The sequence below is a fragment of the Pseudomonas gingeri genome (genome assembly GCF_013385635.1).
GTDB classification, from domain to species: Bacteria; Pseudomonadota; Gammaproteobacteria; order Pseudomonadales; family Pseudomonadaceae; genus Aquipseudomonas; species Aquipseudomonas gingeri_A.
Window position 1 is genome coordinate 1 of sequence record NZ_JACAPR010000015.1, and the last position, 24,747, is coordinate 24,747.

The following is a 24,747-nucleotide window of genomic DNA, read 5'->3' on the forward strand; positions in this document are numbered from 1 at the left end:
CGCAATGGGGGTTTTGAATGAACATGGACAATCTGATATTGAAGTACTTCGACGCCGAGATGCGTTACCTGCGCGAGGCCGCCAGGGAGTTCGCGCAAGCCTTCCCGGACCGGGCGGCGGCACTGAACCTGGATAAAACGGGGGCGCGGGATTCCTCCGTGGAGCAACTGTTCGAGGGCTTCGCCTTCCTGATGGGGCGCCTGCGCGAGAAGCTCGACGACGACCTGCCGGAGCTGACCGAAGGTCTGCTCAGTCAGCTATGGCCAGACTACCTGCGCGCCATTCCTTCGCTGTCGGTCATCGAGTTGCTGCCCGAACTCCATAAGATGAAGGGCTGCGAGCAGATCGGCCAAGGCTTCGAGGTGTTGTCGCAACCCATCGGGCCACAGCGTACCCGTTGCCGCTACACCACCACCCAGGATCTGACGCTGCGTCCACTGGCCCTGGAGTTGCTGCGACTGGACCGTGAGCCGGACGGTCGTTCGTTGTTGCGTTTGCGTTTTGCCCGCAGCGAGCTGGCGAGCTGGAACGATATCGGCCTGAGCCGTCTGCCGCTGTACCTGAATGCCGATGCGCCGCTGGCCAGCGCATTGCACCAGGCGCTGACACTCAACGCCCAGGCGTTGTACGTGCGCCTGCCGGGGCAGTCGGAGCGCCGTGTGCTGGGCGGTCATTTCTCGCCCAAGGGTTTCGCCGAGGAAGATCGCCTATGGCCCAAGGGCGACGGCACCTTCAGCGATTATCAGTTGCTGCTGGAGTATTTCACCTTTCGTGAGAAATTCATGTTCGTGAGGCTCTGCGGGTTGGAGCAGCTTGAGATCAATGAGGGAACACCCTGGTTCGAACTCGAAGTGGTGTTGCGCGAGCCGTGGCCACACGAGTTCAGCCTGAATGCCGGGCATCTTCGCCTGCATGTCGTGCCGGTGATCAACCTGTTCCCGTTGAAGGTCGATCCACTGCCTCTGGATCCCTTGCAAACCGACTATCGGCTGCGACCACCGCACGGGCAGGACGGGCATACCGAAATCTATTCGGTGGATCGGGTCAGCATCCCCCGGAGAGCCAAGCGGCATGACTATGTGCCCTTCACCAGTTTTTGTCACAAGGGCGGCATGTTGTGTGATGACGCCCCCGAACGTTACTTTCATACGCGTTTGAAACGGGCCGCCAATGGGCGACATGACACCTGGCTGATTCTCGGCGGCGAGGGCTTCGAACAGGATCGGTTGAGCGCCAGTGAAGGCCTGTCGTTGCAGTTGACCGGCACTAACGGCCAACTGCCGCGCAAGGCGCTGCAAAGCACTTTGCTCGACACCCCGGGCCAATCCGTCCATATGGGCTTGCGGGTGCGCAACCTGTGCGCGCCGACCTTGCCCTGCTATCCACCGAACCGCGACCGTTTCCACTGGCACGTGCTCGGTCACCTGGGCTCGAACTTTCTGCCGATGCTCGACAACGCCGACTCGCTGCGCGCTACCCTGGCGTTGTACGACTGGACGGACAGCGAGCTGAGCCGGCGGCGTCTGGCGGCGATCGTCGAGGTTCGCCATCATCTGCTCCAGCGTTTTGAGAAGGGCTTTCTGCTACGTGGGGTGGATATCGAAGTCACCCTGGATGCCGATGGCTTTTGCGGCGAAGGCGATATCAGCCTGTTCGGCGAGATGCTCAATCGCTTCTTTGCCCTGTACGCCGACATTCACCTGTTCAATCAACTCACCTTGATCCTGCAACCGACCGGGAAGTGCCTGCGCTGGAGCGAGAATCACAGTCAGTGGATTCCCGGCTGAAAGCCGACGGTTTGCTGGACAACCTTGAAGGGCGGGCGCCGAGGCGATCCTCAAGTTGTTGATCGAGGAAGGGGTGGTGCGCTGATAGCGGCGATCATTGATTTTGTGACAGCCAGCTTTGTGATGATGGGGCCGGTGAGCGCGAACTTTGTGGGAGGGGCTTGCCCCCGAAGAGGCCAGTGGAAGCACTAAAAGCTTCGGGGGCAAGCCCCCTCCCACATAAGCCCGCTCGCCACACTACCCGCCACTGCCGGCCTAAGGTGGTGGAGCGGCTGGTGCGGCCGCCGGGGGTTGCTCCACCGGCTTGGGCAAGGGTGATTCCATCACCGGTTGCTCCACGGGCGCCGGCAACGGCTGCCAGTTCTCGTTCGCGCGCGGCACCGCCAATGGGGGTGGAATAGCGCTGCCATTCGCCCCTCCGCTGGTCTTCATGTTCAGGTTCTGGCTGTTGTGCAGGACCATGCCCTCGGTTGAACTGCGTGCCTCGGTACCGCTGTTGAAGGTACTGACCTGGGACGCCGGCAGGTCGAGATTCCGCTCGATGCGTGGGGTGATCAGCAGGATGATCTCGCTCTTGCCCTGTTCGCTCTTGTTGGTGCCGAAAATCGCCTGGCCCAACCCTGGGAGACGACTGAGCCCCGGCAGGCCGGCGCCTTCTTCGGTGTCGGCGGTGCGGATGAGGCCGGCGACCACCTGGGTTTCATTGTTGCGCGCGGTCAGCGTCGTGCGGGTCGAGCGCGAGCCCAGCTCGAAGGTCGCAGGTATCTCGGCCGTCGCCTCGTTGCGCTTGGTGATATGGGTCATGTCGATCAGCATCTGCAGGTTGATCTCGTCGTTCAGGCTGATATTGGGCTGTACCTCGATGGTCAACCCGACGTCCTGGTAGGACACCGACGAAGTGGTGACCAGGTTGGCGGTGGTGGTGCTGATCACCGGAATCTTGTCGCCGATCTTGATCTCGGCCTTTTCCCGGTTCTTCACGCGGATCCGCGGATTGGCCAGCGTCACCGTGTTGCCGCTGCGTTGCAGCAGGTTGATCTTGGCTTCCAGGCTGCCGACTTCGAGCTGGCGCCCACCGAGGCCCGTGGTGGCCGGGATGGTGCCGGGCAACGAGAGGCCGATGGAGCCGGGGTAGTTGATCCCCAGGTTGAGTTCGTCCACCAGGCTGACTTCCATTACCTGGATATCGATGGTCACTTCCGAGTCGGCCAGGTCGATGGCCTGTACCAGCTTCTCCACGGCGCTCAGGGTTTCCAGGCCGTCGCGCACGATCACCGCGCTGAGCCGTTCGTCCACCAGCACTTCCTTGGGCTTGAGCAACTGCTTGATCTCGGCCGCCGCCAGTTTCGGATCGGCGTGGCTGAGGTAGAAGGTGCGCACCGCCAGTTCGCGGTATTCGCGTTCCTTGTCCGGGCGCGCGGGGTAGATCAGCACGGTGTCGGCATTGAGCACCTTCATCTGCAACTGATGGGTCGACAGCAGCAGGTTCAGCGCATCTTCGGCGGTGGTGCGGGAGGCGGAGATGCTGGCGGCGGCGTTGGGGTTGACGTCCTTGTCGATGACGAAGTTGATGCCCGACAACCGGGCAATGGTCTCGAAAATGGTGGTCAGGCTCTGAGAACTGAAGTGCAGGCTGACCGGCTTTTTCATCGACTCGCTCAGCTTCGGCTTGAGACTGTCGACGCTGACCAGGGTGCGCGTCAGGCTGTCGCGCAGGTCCAGGGCGTCGCGGTAGTTGGGTTGCTGCGTGATGATCTGTCGGACAATCGCCAGCGCCTCCCGCGGGTTGCTCTCGCGCAGGGCATTGGCCCGGGCCAGCTCGGGACGCAGCCGGGCGAGATTCTGGATGGTGCGGATGGCCTGGCTGGCGCCGAGGTTGCCGGGGTCGTACTTGAGGATCTGCTGCATGGCCGCGATGGCCCCGGCATCATCGTTGCGCGCCAGCGCCTCGCCGGACTGGCGACTGTACAGATCGACCAGTTGTTCGGTGCGGCTGAACAGCGCGGCGCGCAGCTGGATGTCGTCCGGGTGTTCGCGCACGGCGGCGCGCAGCACGTCCACCGAACGGGTGATATCGCCGTCCTGGCGCAGCAGTTCGCTCTCGTTGAGCGGCCCTTGGGACTGGCAGGCCGTCAGTCCGATCACCAGCAGGCCCAGCCATGGCCGGATAGATTTTGACATGATCGTTCTCTTCGCTAGAGCCGTCCGTGCTCAGGGAGTATCCAGGCGCAACGTGGTCACCTGGCGCAGGGGCAGGTACGTCAGCACCACGCTGGTGTCGGTCAGTTTGTCCAGGCGATAACCCTTGTCGAAGGTCGCTCCCGGGCGGATATGACCCTCCACCGAGCAGCTCTTGCACAGGGTGTAGCGCACGCCCTGGCCCTGCAGCACGACGATCTTCGACTGGCCCTGGTAGCGCCATTGCGCGCTGACCGTGAAGGGCATCGGCGGTGCCTGTGGGGTAGCGGGTTTCGTCGGTTCCACCGGTGGCGGTGGTGGCAGCCAGCTCTGGGCGGGAAACAGATCCACCAGGGTCGTGGCGGGTGCCGGCGCACTACCGTCGGACGGCACTTGCGGCAGGGCGTCCGGCGCGCGTTGTACCGGGGCGGGCACCGGGATGTCCGGCGGCGTGGGACTGTTCAGGTCCTGCCAGAACAGCCAGCCACAGCCGAGCAGCACGACACCGAGCAATACGCGCAGATACGGCGGCAGCTTCACTTGAGCACCGCCAGCAGGCTGAGGCGCAGGCGGATGTCCAGTTGCGCGGTGGTGATCTCCTTGCGCTGCAGGCTCAGGCTTTCGATGCGCACCGCCGGTTGTTGCGCGACTTCGTCGAGGGCCCTGCGCAAGTTCGGGTAGCCGCCGCTCAGCGGGATATCCAGTTCCAGGCGCTGGGTCTGATCGTCGCCCGGAGACGAGTACTGGAAGTCGGTTTGCAGGACCGCGAAACCGTTGCGCTGCAAGACCGTCAACAGGCTTTCCAGGCGCGCCTCGAAGCTGTCGGTGTCGGGCAGGCGCCGGACTGCCTCGGGTTCGGCGGCATGCAGGTCCAGCGGACGTTCGGCGATGCCCGCCCGGGCCTCGCGCAGGCGCACGGCGCTGTCTTCGAGGCCGGGAACGATCAGGCCCTGGCGGATCACCAGGGCGACCACGATCAACAGCAACGCCAGGCCGCCCCAGAACCCGAGCACGCGTTGCCCCTGGGCCAGATACCAGCGCAGCCGCGCTTGCAGTTGGGCGGCGTCGGGCCACTGGCGGGGTGTCGGCTTCATGGCCTGTCCGTTCCCTATTGGGCGCTGAGTTTGAATTTGACGCTCATCGGCAGCATCGGATCGCGGGTATTGCGCGCGCTCTGTTGCAGGCTGACGGTGAGGCCGGTGTCGGTCTTGAGTTTCTCGATAAAGCGCAGGCTGCCTTCCAGGTGCTGGCTCTCCAGGTCCAGGCTGAGTTCCCGGGCCGCGGTGTTGACCTCCAGGCGCAACAGGGCGACGTCCGGTGACCAGGCCTGGCCAAGGGCATCGAGCAGGGCGAAGGGCGTGGCACTCTGGCGGGCAAAGGTTTCCAGCTGTTTTTTCTGCTGGGGCGAGGTGCGCAGGGAGGCTTGCATCCGTTGTTCCTGCTGGATCGCCAGGGCGGTGAATTGCCGTTCCACTTGTTGGGCTTCGGCTTCGCGGACCTGCAGGGTCTGCCAGTCCGACCACAGCAGCAGCCACAGACCAAGGGCGATCACGCCGAGCAGGATCACCAGCCAGGGCCTGGCCCTGTCACCGCGCAGATCGATCAGCGGTGCCCGTGGCTGGCGCCAGCGCCGGATCAGCCGGGTCTTCATCAGGCCTGCTCCGCCAGCCAGGGATGCAATGGTCCGAGCCAGCGCCAGGGCAGGGTCGTCGACGGTTCGAAGGCCGCTTCGGCGGCCACCACCAGGGTCTGCTGTTCCTCTTCGTCGCACAGTACATCGGCCATCAGCAAGGCATCGGCCAAGGGTGTCTGCTGGTTCAGCGGCAGGACGCAGACTTGCGTCGGCCGGCCCTGGTGGGCGAATACGCACCCGAGGGCGCCGGGTTCGCGAACGGCGAAGCGATAGTCCCGGGGCAGCCTGGGCCAATGGCGGTGCAGGGCATCGATGAGCAACGGTGCGCAGTGTGTGATGGGCAGGCGACGGGCGCGGAACAGGGCCTTGAGGGACTCCAGCAGTTCCTTGTTGACCGCCGCCGCCAGGCGCTCGCGACCGAACGGCGCGGGATCGAGCGCGACCTGCCACTGGGCGGGATCGAGGTCGTTGTGCTGACGGAACAGCGCCATGGCGAAGCCCTGCCAGTCGAGGGCGCTGTAGAGGCCTTCCTGCCAGGGCAGGACCCGGTAATGCACATGGGGAAAGCCCAGCAGCAGGGTGACCCGCTCCAGATAGCTCACGCGGCCATGGGGCGCCTGCTCCAGCAGCGCGGCACAGGCCGCCAGCGGCTCGCCACGTTGGCGGCCCTGCCAGAGAGGGCCGGCGGGCCAGCGCGGGCGGGCGGCCCAATGGACGTCGTCCTGCGCCAGCAGCACCACATGATCAATAAAGGGAGAGGACACGGTGCACCTCCTGCAAGGTGGTCTGTCCGGCGGCGGCGCTGGCCAGCGCGATATCACGCATGAAGCGGTGGCCCGACTCCCGTGCCAGTTCACGCAGGGCGGCGGCCGAGCGGCGTTGCAGCAGGCCTTCCTTGAGCGCATCGGTGACGGTCAGCACTTCCGCCAGCGCCAGCCGGCCGCGATAGCCGGTATGGCGGCACGCCTCGCAGCCCCGGCCAAGCCGGTAGTGGCTGTCCGGCGAATCGGCCGGTAGGTGTGCCAGTTGCAGCAGTTGCGCGTCGGGCTCGCAGGCTTCGGCACACTCGCTGCAGACCCGGCGCAGCAGCCGTTGTGCGACCACGCCGTTGAGCGCCTCGACAAAGCTGGCGGGCTCGACCTTCAGGTAGTTGAAGCGCTCCAGTACGCTGAATGCGCTGTTGGCGTGCACCGAAGACAGCACCAGGTGGCCGGTCAGCGCGGCCTGCACGGCGATCCCGGCGGTTTCGCCGTCGCGGATCTCGCCCACCAGGATGGTGTCCGGGTCGTGCCGCAGAATCGAGCGCAAGCCGCGGGCGAAGGTCAGGCCCTTCTTGTCGTTCACCGGGATCTGCAGCACGCCGGGCAGTTCGTATTCCACCGGGTCCTCGATGGTGATGATTTTCTTCTCGCCGGTATTGGTCTCCGACAGGGCCGCATACAGCGTCGTCGACTTGCCGCTGCCGGTGGGGCCGGTGACCAGCAGCATGCCGTAGGGTTCGCTGGCCAGCAGGCGGATACGGCGGATCGCGTCCGCGTCCAGGCCCAGACTGTCGAGGCTCAGGGACTCGCCACGCTGGGACTTGTCCAGCACCCGCAGCACCGCATCCTCGCCGTGAATACTGGGCATGATCGAGACCCGGAAATCGACGTCGCGCTGCTGGATGCGTGCCTTGAACCGGCCGTCCTGGGGCACCCGGCGTTCGCCGATATCCAGGCCCGAGAGCACCTTGAGCCGTGACAGGGCCTGCTCGGCGGTGTCGAGTCCGGCGCTCTGGCCGATCTGTTGCAGCACACCGTCGATGCGGTACTTGATCACCAGGCCCTCGGGGGTGCTCTCGACATGGATATCGCTGGCGCGGCTCTGCAGGGCGTCGAACAGCATCGAATTGACCAGCCGCACCACCGGGTTGTCATCGCGGGCGATGCTGCTCAGGGAGATTTCCTGGACGGCTTCGGCCACCCGCGCGTCTTCGTCGTCGCGGGCGAACGGGTCCATCACGCGCTGGCTGGCCTCGGCCTTTTTCAACTGCGTCTCGACAACCCCCGGCAGGCTCATCGCCAGGGCCATCGGCGCCAGTTCGGCATGGGCCTGCAACCATTGGCGACCGCTCAGGGAGAAGGGCGCGCCGAGCACCAGGTAGGCCTGGCCGTCGATTTCCACCGGCAGCGTGCGGCGGTTCAGGGCCTGGGGCAGGGTGAGAACGTCGAAGCGCTCGTGCCCGTCGATCTGCGTGTCGGTGAGCGGCGTCAGGCCCAGGAGCGCGGCGACATCGGCGAGGTGCTCCGGCGTGTCCTCCAGCACCTGTTGCAGGTACTCCGACAACGGCAGGTTGTCCTGCCGTGCCTGCTGCTGCCAATGCTGTCTGAGTGTGTCCATCGTGCTACCCCTGGATGGAACCGGCCAGTTCGAAGATCGGCATGTACAGCAGGAACACAATCAGCCCGATCAGGCCGCCGACCACCAGCATCAGCAACGGCTCGAAGACCTTGCTGAACAGTTCGATGGCCCGCTCCAGCGCCTCGTCGTGGAACTGCGCGATACGCTCGCACATGGACGCCAGTTCGCCGCTCTGCTCGCCGACGCGCAGCAGGCGTTCGGCCACCGGCGTGGTGAGCCGGTGCCGGGCAAGGGTGGTGGACAGCGGCCGGCCGGCGCGAATATCGCTCAGGCTGCGGTGCAGGTCGCCCTGGCGCTCCGCCGGCAACAGCGCGCCGGCCATGTCCAGGGCCGATACCGCGGGCATCCCGCCCATCAGCAGCATGCCGGCGGTGCGGTAGAAACGCGCGAGGATAAACAGGGTGCGCTGGGCTCCGAGGCTGGGGATTTTCCACAACAGGGCGGCCAGATGGCGCTTGACCGCCGCGGTTCGCACCAGCAGCACCAGGGCGGCGATCAGCAGCGCCAGGCCGCCCATCAGCAGGCCACCTTGCTGCTCCACCAACTCGCCCCACCAGACCATGAACCGCGCGGTCGCCGGCAGGTCGCTCATGGCATCGAACACCGAGGCGAAGCGCGGGATCACGAAGAACAGCAGGAACAGCAGGATCACCGCGCCCACGCCGATGACCACCAGGGGGTACATCAGCGCACTGCTGACGCGTTTCTTCACGGTTTCCAGGTGGGCTTCGAAATGGTGGTAGCGACGCAGCGCCACCGACAATTGCCCGCTGTGTTCGGAAGAGGCTGCGGTGGCCACCAGCAGGTTGGGAAAGATCGCCGGCTTGGCCTGCATCGCCCTGGAAAAGGCATTGCCCTGGTACATCGACGCCAGCAGTTCGCTCAGCACTTGCCGGTTGATCCCCGGCGCGGCCTTGTCGCGCAGGGTTTCCACCGATTCCACCAGCACCAGCCCGGCATCGAGCAGCACCACCAGTTCCTGGATAAACAGGCCCAGGGCGAAACGCGCGCCGCGTCCCGGCCACTTGAACGAGGCGCGTTGGCGCAACGAGACCACCTGGGCATCCTGCAACTGGCGACGGGCATCGTCGAGGTCGACGGCCTGCAGGCGCAGGTTGCGCAACTGGCCCTGGCTGACGATGCGCGCGTCGAACTCCCTCATGGTCGTGCACCGTGGCGCGCCGCGAGTGTGCCCGCGCTGCGCTGGCGCAGTTCCAGCAGGCTGGCGTAGTAACCCCACACCAAGCGAGCGTAACGGCTGCGATTGGCATCGCGTTCAGCACGGGCACCGGCGTTGTAGGCGCCCACGGCCTGCCAGCCATAACCCAGTTGCTGGACGAACTGGGCGAGAATCCAGGCACCGGCCATGACGCTGGTGCAGGGCTGGTCGAGCAGGTCCTGTTCGCCGATACCGAAGGCGGCGAGGCGCCCCAGGTGACGGCTGTTGATCTGCATCAGGCCGATATCACGGCTGCCATCGCGGTTGATATTGCGTGCCCGGGGATCGAGTCCCGATTCGACCTGGGCGATGGCGTAGAGCAGCAGGGGATCGATACGGTAGCGCTCGCCGGCGTCCTGGAAACAATTGGCCGCGCTGGTGCCGGCCATCAGCAGGGCACCCAGGGCGATCAGCAAATCGAATGAGTGACGCATGGGCGCGGCCTCCGGGCTCAGAAGCCAAACACGATATCGGCGTTGGTCCCGTCGCCCGCGGCCTTGCCATCGCGGCCGAGGGAGATGATCTCGACCTCATGGCCGGCGCCGGGGTTCTTGAAGATATAGGGATTGTTCCAGGGGTCGGGCGGTATGCCCTTGGACAGGTACGGCCCGTGCCAGCCGGGTTCGCTGGCCGGCCGCTCGACCAGTACAGTGAGACCCTGGGCCTCGCTGGGGTAATGGCCGTTGTCCAGGCGGTACTGATTCAGGGCATCGGACAGGGATTTCATCTGGCCCTTGGCGGTCTGGACTTTCGCCAGTTCCAGGCGATCGAACATCTTCGGCCCGACATAGCCGGCCAGCAGGGCGATGATCAGCAGGACCACCAGCAGTTCGAGCAGGGTGAAGCCGCGTGAGGGCTGGGCAAGGCGCGGGCGTGACGATAAACCGTTCATGGAGGCCGCTCGGCTGATGAGGCAGGGAACGCGGTTACTTCTAACCTATTCCGGCCCTACATCAGGTGGGCACCACCGGCAGGTACACGTTGAACATGTCTCGGGTTGAATGACTGAGTGTAACTCTAGTTCAATACCCTCGGCGGCAAGGGCCTGGAGGTTATATCTCTTTATTATTAAAAAAAGAGTCCTCGTTGTTGGGACATATAAAAAGAAACATGTAGCGGGAATAACGCCGTACAGGCAGTACGGCGTTATCACTCACCGATGGCTAGAGCTTGTCCCAGGCCTCCTGCCAGTGCACGCCGGTGCCGGGGGCATAGGCCCAGGCCGCGCCCTTGCACCAGCCGGTAGCGGGCCAGGGTTTGCAGCGGTACTGACCGCCGGCATTGCTCACGACATCGCCTGCCTTGTAGTCCGTGCCTTCCTGGTAGGCGGGAGCATCGCCACCGCCTGACGCGGGAGTCGCGGTCAGTGTCACTTCCGCTTCATGGCGTTTCTTGTTGGCGTCATCGTAGACGTTGAGCAGCAACTTCGCGGTCGAGGCCTTGTCGCTGGCCGGGGTGGTGATGGTGAAGGTCTGCTCGGTGTTCGAGCCGTAGGTCCAGCCCTCTCCGCCGAGGAATGTCCAGACATAACGTAACGGCGTGCTGTTATAGGACACGGATTTCTTGCCATCGAGGGTGAACCGCTCGCCGGCCTTGATCTCGGTGCGCCCTTCGATCACCGCCACGGGCGGACGCTCATCCACCGGGCCGGGATTGCCGCCACCGTCATCCTCGGTGTCGACCGACATCTGCGTGGAGTCTCCGGCATCCATCAGGTAGTTGTAGTTGGCGTAGATGTCGGTGGGGTTGAACGTGATGGTTTCATTCTTTTTGACGCCGACACGAATGATGTGCGGGCTGCTGCTCAACAGGTTCGCCAACTGCGCCCCCCATGTGGCGGGGTTCTGGTTGCTGGCGTCGATGGGCAGTTTCAGGTCGATCAGCTCGCTGACCGCGCGATCATGTCCGAACACGCGAAAGTGCACCGTATCACCGGCCTTCGGATCGATCCCGTTGCCGTCGATAAACACCTTCTCCTTGACCCAGGGGGAAGGTTGGGTCTTGTCGTCGAAGGCGATATCGCTGCAGCCGTAGAAACCTTCACCCACCGGATCCCGGCGTTGCCAGCGGGTGAAGAGTACGGCAGTACCCGAGCGGCTGGCGGGTATCTGCACGTTGAACTGAAAGAAACCGCTGGCGCCCGATATGACCGGAGGCTTGTCGCCCCAGTCCTTGCGGGAAGCGGTCAGTTCTTCGCTGTGAATCAGCTCCAGATCGTCCCATTTCAGAGGGCGAGTCGCGCTGTCGTAGCCGGGCTTGCTCAGGTAGATCCTGACGAAACTGGGTACATGGGGGGCCGTGGCGATCAGGCGCATGGTGACCTTGCCGGAGCTGTCGGGTTTGACCTCGGTCTTGGTCCACTGCGGCATGGCCAGGTTGAGTACATTCATCCCCGGACGGTTGACCGAGCAGAGCTTGCCGTCGGGTACGAGGGCCTTGACGGCCGCCTCGCCGCCGTCGGCATCGTTGTAGCGACCACCGATGTTCAGGGTGACTTCATGCCACTGGGTCGCGGCATGGGTCAGCTGCCCCGAGTACCCGGGCTCCGTCACGGCCCGGCGGCAGCCCGCGTCTTTCATCTTGTCGGGAGCGCCCCAATAGTCAGCGTAGCTTCGACACAGGGTCTGTCGAGTGATGGGGATGTCGAATGCCCCGTGCCCCCAACTCAGCGCGGGTACTGCCAATAACGTCGCCAGGGCGCAACCGATGAGGGGGCGTGCGTAAAAATGTAAGCTGTTCATTGTTTAATCCACATTCAAGTTGGAAGAAACGTTCCGAACCTTTCGGAACTTTGGCTTTTCACTTAGCGACTGGCTGGATCACCAGACATGCTCACCTCCCACGTAGCCTTTACGTTCTTTTTGGAGGGTTACTCTGTCCAGGCCGGTACAGAAACTGCCACCCCTGATAACTGCGTTGCCCGGTGAAACTCTCCTGGTGATGACGAAAGTTGCCTTGCTTGAGGGGTTGTCCCGCCGCCTGGCTGAATACGCCCATGATGGTTTCTCCGGGCCCGGCGATGACGCCCCAATCGGTCGTGCCGCTCATGGGGTCGGGGTAGACCCGGCGCAAGTAGCGTTGGGTCGTGGGTTGGCGCCGGTCCAGCAGCAGGTCCTGTAGGGTCTTCGGGTACTGTCTGCCCGGTTGTTCGTAGTACAGGCCGATGGCCCGACGGATTTCCTCGCCCTGGGCCAGTAGTTGCGCTTCGCGTTCGCGGCGCAGTCGGGTCGACCAGAGCACGCCGACTTCCATCATCATCACGGCGACGATCGCCACCGAGACCAGCAGGCCCATGAACACCGAGCCGTGCTGCAGTGTCCGCGGGCGCCGGGCGTTACCAGGAGCCATAGTCCGTGCCATCCCCGGCCCGCCCTTCGGCACCGCTGTGTACGTCGCCGAAACCGCTGTCCTCGCCGCTCTGCAAGCGCCAGGTATCGCGCCGGCCGGTGATCGGGTCGCGGGGGATCTCGCGCAGGTAGCGGCCGTTGACCAGGTCTTCCAGGGACTCGGGGTTGCTGCCCTTGTCTTCGCGGTAGTGATCGAGCGCCTGGCGGATCGACACCAGGTTGTGGCGCAACACAGTTTCCTGGGCCTTGCCGTGCTGGCGAAAATACTGCGGCATGACCAGGGTCATCAGCGTGGCGATGATCGCCATCACCACCAGCAGCTCGATCAAGGTGAAGCCCTTGGCCTTACCATTGGTTGTATGGCGTCCCATTGAGGCCCTCCCGCTGGCTGGTGGAGCTGATGTCGAAGACGTCTTCGCCTTCCGCCGGATTCTCGGCGGTGCTCTTGTAGCTGCGCAGGCGCCAGGTTTTTTCGGCGGGCAGGTCCGGGCATTCGCAGACCGGATCGCGGGGAATGCGGCGCAGGAAAAAGATCTTCCCGCCGCTCGGGTCGCTCTTGTCGACGATGCCTTCGACCAGGGCTTCGAGGGAGGGTGGATAACCGTTGGTGATGCCCTTGTCGATCCGTCCGTCATCGACCGCCTCCCTGTAGGCGTCGATGGCACGGCGGATCTCCCGCAACGAGCGTTGCAGGTCGAGTTCACGTTCGCGTTTGCCCACCAGGGCGGTCAGCGGATAGGCCACCGTTGCCAGGGTTGCCAGCAGTGCCAGGGCAAGCAGCAACTCGATCAGGGTGAAGCCGGCTGCGGATGGGCGGCGAAAGGCTAGGGGAAATAGCGCAAGCGACCACATGGAGAACGCACCATCTGGATATCCTCGGGTAAATGCGTCAGGCCAAGACACCTTTACTGCAAGAACATGGCGCGCTGTGCGAGAAGTGTAGTCGATAGTTCAAGGATGCCAGGTTTGCCCCCGGCACCGGCCGATGCTCGTGTTCATCGATAAATGTCCACAGAGGCTGTTGGTCGATCTGTGGATAAGTTGTTCGTGCATCGCTGTACCCGTTACGATTCAAGGGCTGTAGCCCTTCGTACGAAAAATGATCAACCTAACTGACGGTTTTTGTTCAGGTTTTTATGTGGATAAGCGGCTTTCAGGAGGGCGTCCCGTGGGCGACTTGTTAACAAAGTCTGTTGGCGCTTTTGTGGATAAGATGTTCGTTATCCGCTGTAGGCCTTGTTTTATAAGGTTTACAAGGTGTTGATCAAAAAACATCCAAATGTGGTTCTTTCTTCCTTCGATCGGCTTGAAACCTTCATATCTCGCGGTTTTCCAGGGTTTTCCACAGAGCCTCGGGGAAACGGTCGAGTTGCACACAAAGTCTGTTGGCCGTTCTGTGGATAAGGTGTTCGCGATCCTCTATAGACCTTGATAAACGTGGCCTGTATCGATGTGATTAAAAAATGATCAAAAGCTGCCCGAACCGGCCTTTCTGAATAAGTCACGGATTTTATTCAGATTCTCTGGATATCGACGGTGCATAAACCGGCACTTGCCCACATTTGCGGTGGATGGCTCTGTGGATAAGTTGTTCGCCAAGTCCGGCAAGCCGCGGTTCTCATAGCTCAGTGCGCTATAGATCAAATTTCATACAGTTCTAAGGGTGTTTATTGACACCCCTCCGGTCCAAGTCTTCACTCATGGCACAAGGACACAGCGTTATTCGCATCCATACCAGGTTCAGGGAGAACGCTTGATGGGTCGCCAGCCGTACCACCGCCCACCGTCACCCTCCACCTTCAATGCCGTGGCCCGCGCCAGTGCCCTGGTGCCCAGGCGCATTCACCGCCACGCCACCAACCAGCGTGCTCGCCTATAGCGCCTGACCCGGCGCCTGTGCGCCATCCCGATCATCCACCGCATACCCGGCCTGTCTGGAGAACCCGCGTGCGCGTTCGCCCGTTGCACCACCGTCTGCCCCTGTAGCGGCAACCGCAGAGTTGCCCGACTTAGCCCGATAGAGGAAATGACCATGACACGGATTTCGACATCCATCAGTGAGATCAAGGAGCGCTACGACGTTATCGTCATCGGTTCCGGCTACGGCGGCGGCATCGCCGCTTCCCGGCTGTCGCGTGCCGGGAAAAGCGTGTGCCTGCTGGAGCGCGGGCGCGAGATCCAGCCGGGGGAATACCCCAACACCATGATCGCGGCGACCGAGGAGTTGCAGGTGCATGACCCGGACGGCCATATCGGCTCGCGCACCGGCCTGTTCGACCTGCACGTCAATGCCCAGCAGAACGTGGTGGTCGGCTGTGGCCTGGGCGGCACGTCGCTGATCAATGCCAACGTGTCCCTGGAGCCGGAGCCCGGTGTCTTCGACGATCCGCGCTGGCCCCAGGCGGTGCGCGAACATCGCGACACGCTGCTGGCCGAAGGCTATGCACGGGCCCGGGAGATGCTCAAGCCCAACCCGTATCCGGCATCCGGGCCGAAGTTGCCGAAGCTGGACGCCAACCGCAAATCGGCGGATTACCTGCAGGAAAAAGCGCATTTCTACACCCCGCCGATCAACGTGACCTTCGACAAACTGCCCAACAATCTCAACCATGTCGGTGTCGAACAACTGCCCTGCAACCAGTGCGGCGACTGCGTCTCGGGCTGTAACAACAAGGCCAAGAACACCACGCTGATGAACTACCTGCCGGATGCCTGGAACCATGGCGCGGAGATTTTCTGCCAGGCCGAGGTACGGCATCTGGAGCGCGACGGCGAGGGCTGGATCGTGCACTTCCAGTACCTGGACAGCGGCCGGGAAAAATTCTCGGCGCCGACCCTGTTCGTCAAGGCCGACATCGTGGTCGTTTCCGCCGGCACCCTGGGCTCCACGGAGATCCTCCTGCGTTCGCGCGGCATGGGCGTGCCGATGTCCGGTCAGTTGGGCGAAAACATGAGCGGCAACGGCGACATCCTCGGCTTCGGCCATAACTGCGAACAGACCATCAACGGCATCGGCTTCGGCGCCCATCCGGCCAAGGAGCTGCAACCCGTCGGCCCATGCATCACCTCGATCATCGACATGCGCACCGAAGGCGACTGGCGCAGCCGCATGGTCATCGAGGAAGGTTCGATTCCCGGCGCCCTGGGCCGGCCCATGGTGCCGGCCATGGCCGGGTTCGCCGAACTGATCGGCGAGGCCACCGACAAGGGCGTCAGCGCCGAACTGCACTACAAGGCCCGCGAGGCCGAGAGTTTTTTGCGCGGGCCGTATTACGGCGCGCTGCACAATATGCAGACCTACCTGATCATGAGCCATGACAACGGCAAGGGCCGTATGGTCCTGGATGACAAGGACCAGTTGCGTATCGACTGGCCGGGCGTCGGCGAGCAGGAGAACTTCAAGCTCGGCAATGACCGCCTGCACCGCTCGACCCAGGCGCTGGGCGGGGTCTGGGTGCCGAACCCGATCTGGACCAAGCTGCTCAAGCACAGCATTGTCTCGGTGCACCCGCTGGGCGGTTGCGTGATGGGCGAGGACGCGGCCCAGGGCGTGGTCAACCACAAGGGCCAAGTGTTCAGCGGCGCCAGCGGCACCGCCGTCTATCCCGGGTTGTACGTGACCGACGGCGCGGTGATCCCGACCTCGCTGGCGGTCAATCCGCTGCTGACCATCTCGGCGGTCAGCGAGCGCAATATGGGCCTGCTGGCCGCCGATCGTGGCTGGGTCATCGACTACCGCCTGCCGTCGGCACCACGCAAGCCGGTGGCGCCGCCGACCCTCGGCGTGCAGTTCACCGAAACCATGAAGGGCTATTTCTCCAAAGACTTCACCCAGCCCCAGGGCACCGACCTGGCGCTCTACCAGGCCGCCGCCAAGAGCGGCGAGGCGCAGAACTCGCCCATCGAGTTCACCCTGACCATCACCGCCAATGACCTCAACCGGATGATCAAGGAGCCGGAGCATGCCGCGACCCTGGTCGGCACCCTCAACGCCCCGGCGTTGTCACCCTATCCGCTGACGGCGAGCAACGGCGTGTTCAACCTGTTCGAGCAGTATCAGGAGCAGGTCGGCGTGCGCCATATGAACTACGACATGAAGCTGACCGCCGAAGACGGTCGCGACTATTATTTCAGCGCCTTCAAGACCGTGCCCGAGGACAACGGCGTGCTGAATATCTGGCCGGACACCAGCACGCTCTACGTCACGCTTTACCGGGGCGCGGACAAGAACGGCGCGGTGATCGGCTCCGGGGTCATGCATATCCAGCCCGCCGACTTCGCCAAGCAGATGACCACCATGAAGGTGCTCAATGCGCGCAACGAGCGCGAGCGGATCGAAGCGCTGGCGCGGTTTGGCAAGTTCTTCGCCGGGATCCTCTGGGAAAGCTACGGCGGTGTGTTTGCCGGTGATATCTACTTCAATCCGGATGCGCCGCCCCGGCACAAGCGGCCGCTGGATGCGCCGGTGCCGACCGTGCATTTCTTCGCGACCGAGGACCAGGTGCAATTGCGCCTGACCCGCTACCAGGCCGGCAACAAAGGCCCGGTGATGCTGGTGCACGGGCTGGGCGTGGGCTCGAACATCTTCTCTACCGACACCATCCAGACCAACCTGCTGGAGTACCTGTGCAAGCACGAGTACGACGTCTGGCTCCTGGATTTGCGTGTCAGCATCCTGTTGCCGGCGAGCAAGCACGAGTGGAACGGCGACCAGATCGCCCAGTACGACTACAAGGCCGCCATCGCGCAGATCCGCCAGGCTACCGGCGCGCCGGACGTGCAGTGCGTGGTGCACTGCTACGGCGCCACGACCTTTTTCATGTCGCTGCTGGCGGGGTTGGAGGATGTGCGCTCGGTGGTCTGCTCGCAGATCGCCGCCGATACGGTGGTGGCCACGGCGACCGGGATCAAGGCCGGCCTGCATCTGCCGGGGATGCTCGACGCGGTGGGCATCAAGTCGTTGACCGCTTATGCCGACAGCAAGGAAAGCTGGTTCAACAAGCTGTATGACAAGGCCCTCAACGTCTATGCGCGGATCGAGGCCCAGGGCTACTGCACCAACCCGGTCTGTCACCGGATCACCTTCATGTATGCCTCGCTGTACCGTCACGACACCCTCAACGAGACCCTGCACGACAACCTGCACGAACTGTTCGGCGAATCGAATATCCAGACCTTCGAGCACCTGGCGCTGATCTGCCGCAAGGGGCATCTGGTGGACTTCAAGGGCAACGACGTCTACATGCCGCATTTCGAGCGGTTGCAGATGCCGATCTGCTTTATCAGCGGCGCCGACAACCAGTGCTACCTGCCGGAAAGCACCGAGAAGACCTACGAGCGCCTGGTCAAGCTGCACGGCCCCGAGCTGTTCAGCCGCCATGTGGTGCCGGGTTACGGCCATATCGACTGCATGTTCGGCAAGAACGCGGTGGTCGATGTGTATCCGCTGATTCTCGAGCACCTGGAGAAGACCGCGCTGGGTTGACGGGGCACACGCTCATCAACGCCACACCTGTGGGAGCCGGCTTGCCGGCGATGGGGCCCGTCGGCCTTGCATCGCCCTCGCGACCGCCATCGCCGGCAAGCCGGCTCCCACAAGGATCGTGATCGGCCGGTAAAAAACGGATTTGCAGGGAAGGGTGACATGGACAATTACATCCGCTGGTTTCAACGCTTTATCTGGATAGGCATCGTGATGAACATGGTGTTCGCACTGCCTGCCCTGTTCGCTCCGGCGCTACTGACCTCGGTGGTCGGCCTGCCGCCGGTGCTGTCGGACCCCTGGCTGGAAAACGCCGGCATGCTATTGGTGGGCATCAGCGTGTTCTACATGCCGTCGGGCTTCAACGCCCGGCGTTTTCCCGTCCACTCCTGGCTGTGCGTGCTGACGCGACTGATCGCCGTGGCGTTCTGGATCTACCTGATCGACACCAGCAACCAGGCCTCGGTGTTTTTCCCGATGCTGATGGGCGACCTGAGCATGTTCCTGATCCTGGGAATCCTGCTCTACCTCGGCAGCCCGCCGGCCGAGCGGCCCTGGGCCCTGCTCGCCAGTGGCTGGCATAGTTGGTGCGATGGCTGGGCCGTGCGCTGGCAGGGCCACGGCTTGCGCGTGGGCCTGCTGGTCACCGTGCTGGTGCTCGGGTTTATCGGCTACCAGACCTGGTACAACATGCTGCGGGTGGTACCCGAGGAGCAATTCGCCTCCGACGAGGACCACTTCAAGTACGCCGCCATCGGCCTGGGGATCGAGGCGCGGATTCCCTACTACCTGTTTGCCGTGCTGCCGCAGATGTGCCCGGAAAAGATGCCCAAGGCCGGCGGCGGCTGGGATTCGTTCGGCTTCCTCTATGAAAACGGTCGCGACCTGCCCATCGGCATGGCCAAGCGGCAGATCGGCTACCCGACGGTCGAGCCCAACTGCGCCCTGTGCCATACCGGTTCCTACCGCGCGTCGGCGGGCGATGTGGCCAGGCCGATTGCCACGGCTCCGGCCAATACCCTGCAACTGCAGGCCTTCCAGTGGTTCGCCTACGATTGCGCCAGCGATCCGAAATTCACCACCGACGCGGTGATGACGGCGATCAACGGCAAGTTCCAGCTGGGTTTCTTCGAGCGCCTGTATAACCGCTACCTGATCATCCCCATGGCCAAGACCGCGCTGCTCAAGCAGAAGCAGGCCTATGCCTGGCAGAAACTGCGGCCGGCCCAGGGGCCTGGGCGCACCGACACCTTCAACCCGACCAAGATGGTGGTCTTCGGTTTCCCGGATGACTCGACCATCGGCACCGTCGATCTGCCGCAGATCTGGAACCAGAAACCACGCGAATCGCTCTACCTGCACTGGGACGGCAACAACAACGATATCCACGAGCGCAACTACGCCGCTGCCATGGCCGTCGGCGCGACGCCGCAGTCGGTGTTGCCGGCCAGTTTCAACCGCGTCACCAACTGGCTGCTGGGCACCAAGCCGCCGGCCTGGCCGTTCGCCCTGGACCAGGCGCGGGTTGCCCAGGGCAAGCCGCTGTGGGACAACAACTGCGCGGGTTGCCATGAGTTCGGCAAGGCCGACACCGGCCAGGTCACCACCCAAATCGATCAACTGGGCACCGACCCGCATCGCCTGGACTCCTTCACCGTGGGCCTGGTGCAGGCGTTCCATGGCTTCAAGAAACCGCCGTTCGACTTCAACGCCTACCGCAAGACCCAGAGCTACAGCAACACTCCCACCGATGGTGTGTGGATGCGCGCGCCGTACCTGCACAACGGTTCGGTGCCGAGCCTGTGGGATCTGTTGCAGGCCCCGGACAAGCGCCCGGTCACCTTCAGTACCGGCTCGGATGTCTACGACCCGGTCAAGGTCGGCTTCGTCACCAGCGGCGCGCAGGTCCAGGCGCCGAGCTACTTCAAGTACGACACGCGCCTGGAAGGCAACCACAACAGTGGTCACCTGTACGGCACCGAACTGACCGACGCCGAGAAATGGGCGCTGATCGAATTCATGAAGACGTTGTAGGGAGAGCGCCATGACCATGCATCATTTCGAACACGAACTGGCGAAGATCCGCGTGCGCCTCAGCGGCTTGAAGGCACGGCTGGAACTGTCCTGGAAAAAACTCGTCAGCGAGATCGAGCCCGAGGAGTTCCAGGCGATCCAACTGCTCCTGCAGCGCGGGCATGACCAGGCCCAGTACGTGCTGGAACACGGCGACTTGCCGACCGACGAGCCCTCGGTGCCGTGGGAGTTGTCCCATGGCCTGTCGATCTTGCATATGGGCAGTGCCAAGGCGCTGCCGACATCAGAGTCGCAATTGCCAACCCGGGTGCTCAAGGACGGCACGTTGCTGGGCTGTCGCAAGTGGGAGCTGCTGGACCTGCTGTGGAGCGAGGCGCTGATCAAGTGGATCGAGAACCTGCGGCGTCATGCCACTTTCGCCACCACGCCGATGGTGATGATGATGGATCGCGAGGTGGTCCTGGCGATTGCCGGCGACTGGGGCACCGGGCCGTTCGACAGCCATGCACCGGCGGTCGCCGTGGCCAATCAGATGCAGCTGGCCCAGGCCGATTTCACCATTCACCTGGGCGACGTCTACTACGCCGGCACCGGCTCCGAAGAGGACGTCGACATGGCCGGTTGGCCGATGGGCAAGCACGGCGCGTTCACCCTCAACTCCAACCATGAGATGTACAGCGGTGCCCACGGCTATTTCGCCGAGCTCAAGTCACGTTTCCCGATGCAGCAGGGCACCAGCTATTTCGCCTTGTACAACGATGACTGGCTGATCGTCGGGCTGGATTCGGCCTATGCCTCCAAGCCGCTCAATCTCTACATGGACGGCACCCTGAACCCGCAGCAGATCGACTGGATGCAGACGTTGCCCAAGCGCGGCAAACTGATGGTGCTCAGTCATCATCAGGGCTTCGATATCAGCGGGCACCACCCGAATGACCTGTACAAACAGGTGTGCGCGGCCCTGGGCCGGGTGCCGGACTACTGGTACTGGGGGCATCTGCACAACGGTATCGTCTATGCCGAGCAGGGCGGGTTGCGGGCGCGCTGTGCCGGGCACGGAGCGATTCCCTATGGCGTGACCAGCGAACTGGTCGGCAATGAACGGGTGCTGTTTTCCGAGACGCAGAATGCCGGTGACGATGAATATCCGGAACGGGTGCTCAATGGTTACGCGAGGGTGCGTCTGAGCGGGGAGAACATCATCGAGGAGTTTGTCGGCGAGGATGGGTCGGTGCGGTGGTCGTCACACGGGTAATTCGCTGTTGAGCGCGCTGTGGGCGTGAAACGCGACCTTGTTCTGGGACCTTGTAGGAGCTGGCTTGCCAGCGATGGCGATGCCCGTCGCACCGCCGCTTTCGCGGGCAAGCCCGCTCCCACAGGAGGGTGGCGCACCACGGACTGTCGTCTAGCCCGGGACCTTGTAGGAGCTGGCTTGCCAGCGATGACGATGCCAGTCGCACCGCCGCTATCGCCAGCAAGCCGGCTCCCACAGGGCGATGTTCCACCACGGACTGTCGTCTAGCCCGGGACCTTGTAGGAGCTGGCTTGCCAGCGATGACGATGCCAGCCGCACCGCCGCTATCGCCAGCAAGCCGGCTCCCACAGGGCGATGTTCCACCACGGACTGTCGTCTAGCCCGGGGTCGTGTGGGAGCGGGCTTGCCCGCGAAGCTTTTAGCCGTGAACGGGCACGCCCTTGAGGTACGGCGCAGGCTCGGCCCCCAGGTTGCTCAGCAGGCGCTCGCTGTACCAGTCCACGAAGTTGACCACGCCGAACTCGTAGGTCTTCGAGTACGGGCCCGGCTGGTAGGCCGTGGAGTTGATGCCGCGCTGGTTCTCTTCGGCCAGGCGACGGTCCTGGTCGTTGGTCGCATCCCAGACTTCACGCATGCGCGCCACGTCATAGTCGACACCTTCGACCGCGTCCTTGTGCACCAGCCATTTGGTGGTGACCATGGTTTCCTGGGCGCTGATCGGCCACACGGTGAACACGATGATGTGGTCGCCCATGCAGTGGTTCCACGAGTGCGGCAGGTGCAGGATGCGCATCGAACCCAGGTCCGGGTTCTGGATCCGGCCCATCAGCTTCTTGCAGCCCTGCTTGCCGTCCATGGTCATCGACACGGTGCCCTTGAGCAGTGGCATGCGCACGATACGGTTGCGCAGGCCGAAGCTGGCGTGGGCGTAAGGGATCTTCTCGGCTTCCCAGGCCACGGTGCACTCGGCCACGTGGTCCTTGAATTTCTGGTCTGCGCGCGGGTCGGTGACGTCGTCCCACTCCAGCAGGGTCTTGAGCAGTTCCGGGTGGGAGCCGCCGCAGTGGTAGCACTCGCGGTTGTTTTCCAGCACCAGCTTCCAGTTGGCCTTTTCCATCAAGGTGGTTTGCACCGCCACCTTGGTGTTCTCCATGTCGTAGGGTTCCATGTAGTGGTTCAGGGTCGCCAGGAACTCATCGATCGGCGGCGGGTTTTCCGCCAGGCTGATAAAGATGTAGCCGCCGGAAGCCTTCACGTGCACGGGCTTGAGGCCGTATTGTTTCATGTCGAAGTCGGCGCCCATCTCGGTGCCGGCGAACAGCAGGCGGCCGTCCAGCTCGTAGGTCCACTGGTGGTAGTGGCAGACCAGTTTGGCGACCTTGCCCTTGTCGCTGGTGCACAGGCGTGAACCGCGGTGGCGGCAGACGTTGTGGAAGGCGTGGACCACGCCATCGGCACCGCGGATCACGATGATCGGGTTCTTGCCGATCTGCAGGGTCATGTAATTGCCCTTGGCCGGGATCTCGCAGGTCATGCCGGCGATCAACCATTCTTTCTGGAAGATTTCCTGCATATCGATTTCGAACAGCCGCTCATCGGAGTAGAACGGTTGCGGCAGGGAAAAAGTCCGCTCGCGCTCTTGCAGCATTTTCGCGGTGGCCTTGCGTGCGGGTTCCAGCGGATCGCCCAGGCTCAGGGTTGCGGTGACGTCCATCGATTTAGTCCTCATGGCCATGCGGTGTGGCCGGCGAATAGTGGCTGATACGGTTAGCACGCAAGTACGGAAATACAGTGGATCATTTGCGATGGAGTGTGGGGCTGGCAGCGACACGAACCTTATCCATGGGCGACATGGCCGAATCCGTTCCCGACGCCCAACCCCCGGTCGTTGGGGGCTGGTCGCGATAAGCATGCCAATGTCGCGGATAGGTAAATGGTCGCCCCGGCGCTTGCGCAGAATCGCCAACATAGAGCCGACAGTCGGCGGTGGAGAACAATATGTCGAACAACTTCCTCAATCCGGTAACCACCCAGACCTGGGCCAATGGTCGGCATATCGTGCGCTGCGTGAAGGTCATCCAGGAAACCTGGGATGTGCGTACCTTCTGCTTCATGGCCGACCAGCCGATCATGTTCTTCTTCAAGCCGGGGCAGTTCGTCACCCTGGAGCTGGAAATCGAAGGGCAGCCGATCATGCGCTCCTACACCATTTCCAGCTCGCCATCGGTGCCCTACAGCTTTTCCGTGACCATCAAGCGCGTGCCGGGAGGCAAGGTTTCCAACTGGTTGCATGACACCCTGCACGAAGGCCAGGAGTTGGCGGTGCACGGGCCGGTCGGGCTGTTCAACGCCATCGATTTCCCCAGCCCCAAGGTGCTGTACCTGAGCGGCGGCGTCGGTATCACCCCGGTGATGTCCATGGCTCGCTGGTTCTACGACACCAACGGCAACGTCGATATGGTGTTTATCCACAGCGCCCGTTCGCCCAAGGACATCATCTATCACCGCGAGCTGGAACATATGGCGTCGCGGATCGACAACTTCAGCCTGCACCTGATCTGTGAAAAGCATGGCCTGGGCGAGCCTTGGGCCGGTTATCGCGGCTACCTGAACCACAAGATGCTGGAACTGATGACACCGGATTTCCTTGAGCGCGAAGTGTTCTGCTGCGGTCCGACGCCGTACATGAACGCGGTCAAACGCCTGCTGGAAGCGGCCGGGTTCGACATGAGCCGCTACCACGAGGAATCCTTCGGTGCGACGCCGCCTGAGGCCCGCGCCGATGCGGTGGAGCAGGCCGAACAGGCTGCCGAGGCCCCGGAAGTGGATGCCGCTGATCTGCACCAGGTGGAATTCACCGCCACCGGCAAGAGCATCCGCGTGGCCCCGGGCGAAACCGTGCACGCGGCGGCGGCCAAGCTTGGCCTGATGATTCCCAAGGCCTGTGGCATGGGCATCTGCGGAACCTGCAAGGTGCTCAAGCTGGGCGGGGAAGTGGAGATGGACCACAACGGCGGGATCACCGACGACGACGTGGCCGAGGGTTATATCCTGTCGTGCTGCAGCGTGCCGAAGGGTGATGTGCGGATCGAGTACTGATCGCACACCGCGGCGCTTCTTTCGCGGGCAAGCCCGCTCCCACAAGACCGGTGTCAAGCCTGGGACCTTGTGGGAGCGGGCTTGCCCGCGAAAGCGGCGGAGTGGCTGGCATCGTCATCGCTGGCAAGCCAGCTCCTACAAGGTCCCGGGCTAGACGACAGTCCGTGGTGCACCCCCTCCTGTGGGAGCGGGCTTGCCCGCGAAAGCGGCGGGGCGGCTGGCATCGTCATCGCTGGCAAGCCAGCTCCTACAAGGTCCCAGGCTAGACGACAGTCCGTGGTGCGCCCCCTCCTGTGGGAACGGGCTTGCCCGC

General features: G+C 63.3%; 20 protein-coding genes. 6 read left to right on the forward strand and 14 right to left on the reverse strand.

The window, feature by feature from the left end:
• The first annotated feature begins 17 nt into the window (after window positions 1–17).
• On the forward strand, window positions 18–1,787 hold the full coding sequence (tssF, locus tag HX851_RS43400; protein ID WP_177065973.1) for a type VI secretion system baseplate subunit TssF: 1,770 nt from the start codon (window positions 18–20) through the stop codon (window positions 1,785–1,787).
• 255 nt (window positions 1,788–2,042) lie between these two features.
• Here the strand turns inward: tssF and HX851_RS43405 are convergent, their stop codons facing one another.
• The 13 genes from HX851_RS43405 to HX851_RS43465 form a co-directional block, all read right to left on the reverse strand.
• On the reverse strand, window positions 2,043–3,968 hold the full coding sequence (locus HX851_RS43405) for a secretin GspD/PilQ domain-containing protein (RefSeq protein ID WP_177065974.1): 1,926 nt from the start codon (window positions 3,966–3,968) through the stop codon (window positions 2,043–2,045).
• A 30-nt stretch (window positions 3,969–3,998) separates the two neighbouring features.
• Window positions 3,999–4,505, reverse strand: coding sequence for a hypothetical protein (locus tag HX851_RS43410; protein WP_177065975.1), 507 nt, complete (start codon window positions 4,503–4,505; stop codon window positions 3,999–4,001).
• The gene (locus tag HX851_RS43415) at window positions 4,502–5,059 is read right to left on the reverse strand and encodes a GspMb/PilO family protein (RefSeq protein WP_177065976.1); all 558 of its coding nucleotides are present in this window, start codon (window positions 5,057–5,059) and stop codon (window positions 4,502–4,504) included. The genes HX851_RS43410 and HX851_RS43415 overlap by 4 nt, the downstream gene beginning before the upstream one ends.
• A gap of 14 nt (window positions 5,060–5,073) precedes the next feature.
• Window positions 5,074–5,616, reverse strand: a complete 543-nt coding sequence (locus HX851_RS43420) for a PilN family protein (protein ID WP_177065977.1) — start codon at window positions 5,614–5,616, stop codon at window positions 5,074–5,076.
• Window positions 5,616–6,362 (reverse strand): hypothetical protein, encoded by a 747-nt coding sequence (locus tag HX851_RS43425; protein WP_369680879.1) that lies wholly within the window; start codon window positions 6,360–6,362, stop codon window positions 5,616–5,618. The genes HX851_RS43420 and HX851_RS43425 overlap by 1 nt, the downstream gene beginning before the upstream one ends.
• Entirely contained in the window at window positions 6,343–7,977 is a 1,635-nt protein-coding gene (locus HX851_RS43430) for a GspE/PulE family protein (protein ID WP_177061349.1), read from the reverse strand. Before HX851_RS43430 ends, HX851_RS43425 begins: the two co-directional genes overlap by 20 nt.
• Before the next feature lie 4 nt (window positions 7,978–7,981).
• Window positions 7,982–9,160 carry a type II secretion system F family protein gene (locus HX851_RS43435; RefSeq protein ID WP_177065978.1) on the reverse strand — a complete coding sequence of 393 codons (1,179 nt, stop codon included), beginning with the start codon at window positions 9,158–9,160 and terminating at the stop codon, window positions 7,982–7,984.
• Window positions 9,157–9,651 carry a lytic transglycosylase domain-containing protein gene (locus HX851_RS43440; protein ID WP_017123234.1) on the reverse strand — a complete coding sequence of 165 codons (495 nt, stop codon included), beginning with the start codon at window positions 9,649–9,651 and terminating at the stop codon, window positions 9,157–9,159. The genes HX851_RS43435 and HX851_RS43440 overlap by 4 nt, the downstream gene beginning before the upstream one ends.
• A gap of 17 nt (window positions 9,652–9,668) precedes the next feature.
• Window positions 9,669–10,109 (reverse strand): type II secretion system major pseudopilin GspG, encoded by a 441-nt coding sequence (gene gspG / locus HX851_RS43445; RefSeq protein ID WP_017123233.1) that lies wholly within the window; start codon window positions 10,107–10,109, stop codon window positions 9,669–9,671.
• Window positions 10,110–10,380: 271 nt separating this feature from the next.
• Window positions 10,381–11,958 (reverse strand): lytic polysaccharide monooxygenase, encoded by a 1,578-nt coding sequence (locus HX851_RS43450; protein WP_083875225.1) that lies wholly within the window; start codon window positions 11,956–11,958, stop codon window positions 10,381–10,383.
• A gap of 109 nt (window positions 11,959–12,067) precedes the next feature.
• A complete protein-coding gene (locus HX851_RS43455) occupies window positions 12,068–12,565 on the reverse strand; it encodes a type II secretion system protein (RefSeq protein WP_017123231.1) in 498 nt (165 codons plus the stop codon).
• Window positions 12,552–12,935, reverse strand: coding sequence for a type II secretion system protein (locus HX851_RS43460; protein WP_177061355.1), 384 nt, complete (start codon window positions 12,933–12,935; stop codon window positions 12,552–12,554). Before HX851_RS43460 ends, HX851_RS43455 begins: the two co-directional genes overlap by 14 nt.
• Complete coding sequence (locus tag HX851_RS43465; RefSeq protein ID WP_017123229.1) at window positions 12,910–13,416, reverse strand: prepilin-type N-terminal cleavage/methylation domain-containing protein; 507 nt, start codon at window positions 13,414–13,416, stop codon at window positions 12,910–12,912. Before HX851_RS43465 ends, HX851_RS43460 begins: the two co-directional genes overlap by 26 nt.
• 904 nt (window positions 13,417–14,320) lie before the next feature.
• Between HX851_RS43465 and HX851_RS43470 the strand changes: the two genes are divergently transcribed.
• From HX851_RS43470 to HX851_RS43485, 4 genes are all read left to right on the forward strand, one after another.
• Window positions 14,321–14,443 (forward strand): hypothetical protein, encoded by a 123-nt coding sequence (locus HX851_RS43470; protein WP_256260495.1) that lies wholly within the window; start codon window positions 14,321–14,323, stop codon window positions 14,441–14,443.
• A gap of 153 nt (window positions 14,444–14,596) precedes the next feature.
• A complete protein-coding gene (locus HX851_RS43475) occupies window positions 14,597–18,049 on the forward strand; it encodes an alpha/beta fold hydrolase (RefSeq protein WP_177061357.1) in 3,453 nt (1,150 codons plus the stop codon).
• 159 nt (window positions 18,050–18,208) lie between these two features.
• Window positions 18,209–20,080 (forward strand): c-type cytochrome, encoded by a 1,872-nt coding sequence (locus HX851_RS43480; RefSeq protein WP_177065979.1) that lies wholly within the window; start codon window positions 18,209–18,211, stop codon window positions 20,078–20,080.
• A gap of 10 nt (window positions 20,081–20,090) precedes the next feature.
• The gene (locus tag HX851_RS43485) at window positions 20,091–21,335 is read left to right on the forward strand and encodes a metallophosphoesterase family protein (RefSeq protein ID WP_177065980.1); all 1,245 of its coding nucleotides are present in this window, start codon (window positions 20,091–20,093) and stop codon (window positions 21,333–21,335) included.
• Between the two features lie 418 nt (window positions 21,336–21,753).
• Here HX851_RS43485 and gbca read toward each other — a convergent pair whose 3' ends face one another.
• Window positions 21,754–23,049, reverse strand: a complete 1,296-nt coding sequence (gene gbca, locus HX851_RS43490) for a glycine betaine monooxygenase oxygenase subunit (protein WP_177065372.1) — start codon at window positions 23,047–23,049, stop codon at window positions 21,754–21,756.
• Between the two features lie 284 nt (window positions 23,050–23,333).
• Here gbca and gbcB point away from each other — a divergent pair, with 284 nt between their 5' ends.
• Window positions 23,334–24,434: a glycine betaine monooxygenase reductase subunit gene (gene gbcB, locus HX851_RS43495; protein ID WP_177061365.1), complete on the forward strand. Its 1,101-nt coding sequence runs from the start codon at window positions 23,334–23,336 to the stop codon at window positions 24,432–24,434.
• The last annotated feature ends 313 nt before the right edge of the window (window positions 24,435–24,747 follow it).